The organism is Citrobacter sp. wls718, assembly GCF_005280945.1.
Classification (GTDB): Bacteria; Pseudomonadota; Gammaproteobacteria; order Enterobacterales; family Enterobacteriaceae; genus Citrobacter; species Citrobacter gillenii.
Window position 1 is genome coordinate 41,969 of sequence record NZ_SZWV01000021.1, and the last position, 1,066, is coordinate 43,034.

Sequence of the window (1,066 nt, forward strand, 5' to 3'; positions counted from 1 at the left end):
ATTGTCATTTCTCGCGGTAGTCGACAGAGAATTATGTGATCTATTTGGCAAAAATGGCGTTTATTGTTTACCCTTGTCAAATTGCCCGTCCCGGTGGGGCGGCTTTCTTTCTCCCGTTTGGGTAAGCAAAAAAGGAATAGTGAATGGAAGATTTGAATGTTGTCGACAGCATAAACGGTGCGGGTACCTGGCTGGTGCGTAACCAGGAGCTGCTGTTGAGCTATGCCGTCAACATCGTTGCGGCTATCGCTATTGTCATCATCGGGATGATTGTGGCTCGGGTTGTGTCCAACACCATTAACCGTGTGATGGTGGCGCGTCAAATTGATGCGACCGTGGCTGATTTTCTCTCTGCGCTGGTGCGTTACGGTATTATTGCCTTTACGTTGATTGCTGCGCTGGGCCGCGTGGGCGTGCAGACAGCCTCTGTTATCGCCGTGCTCGGTGCCGCCGGTTTAGCCGTCGGTCTGGCGTTGCAAGGCTCGCTGTCTAACCTCGCCGCAGGCGTTCTGCTGGTGATGTTCCGTCCGTTCCGCGCAGGCGAATATGTCGATCTTGGCGGCGTAGCGGGTACCGTGCTCAATGTGCAGATTTTCTCTACCACCATGCGTACCGTAGACGGCAAAATTGTGGTGATCCCCAACGGGAAAATTATTGCCGGTAATATCATTAACTTCTCTCGCGAACCGGTTCGTCGCAACGAATTTATTATCGGGGTGGCGTATGACTCTGATATCGACCAGGTTAAACAAATCCTCACCGATATCATTCAGTCTGACGAGCGTATCCTGAAAGACCGTGAAATGACGGTGCGCCTGAATGAGCTCGGGGCGTCCTCGATTAATTTCGTGGTTCGCGTCTGGAGCAACAGCAGCGATCTGCAAAGCGTCTACTGGGACGTACTGGAACGCATTAAGCGTGAGTTTGATGCTCACGGCATCAGCTTCCCGTATCCGCAAATGGATGTGAATTTCAAGCGCGTGAAAGCAAACGCGGCAGAATAATCGCGAGCCCGGTGGCGCTACCGCTTACCGGGCCTACAAAACCTGTAGGCCGGATAAGGCGT

1 protein-coding gene is annotated in these 1,066 nt (G+C 52.6%); it reads left to right on the top strand.

Features of this window, described 5'->3' with window-relative positions; genetic code table 11:
- Positions 1-143 precede the first annotated feature (143 nt).
- Entirely contained in the window at positions 144-1,004 is an 861-nt protein-coding gene (locus FDW95_RS04295; protein ID WP_096755773.1) for a small-conductance mechanosensitive channel MscS, read from the top strand.
- Positions 1,005-1,066: the final 62 nt, after the last annotated feature.